We start from the raw sequence: 234 nt of genomic DNA on the forward strand, positions 1-234 counted from the left end.
GGATCATGGAGAACTGACGCGTGCTGTGCAGAACCGCTTACGATCTCTACTGGGTCGCGCGCCACATGGAGCGCGCCGAGAACACCGCCCGGCTGCTCGACATCGCCCAGCGCATCGCGCTGCTGCCCGAACGCCTCGATCGCGGCAAGGCCGCGGCCGCGCCGTGGCGGCGGGCGCTGGATTCGCTAGGACTGGTCGACAGCTTCACCGCCGACGGCCGCGCGATCGATGCCG

General features: G+C 70.1%; 1 protein-coding gene. It reads left to right on the plus strand.

From position 1 onward, the window contains the following. Positions 1-20: 20 nt before the first annotated feature. Positions 21-234, plus strand: a 214-nt coding sequence (locus SB719_RS22725; RefSeq protein WP_412160119.1) for an alpha-E domain-containing protein, incomplete at its 3' end; no start/stop codon positions are given.

Origin of the sequence: Pantoea sp. SIMBA_079 (assembly GCF_046940275.1) — a bacterium.
GTDB classification, from domain to species: Bacteria; Pseudomonadota; Gammaproteobacteria; order Enterobacterales; family Enterobacteriaceae; genus Pantoea; species Pantoea borealis.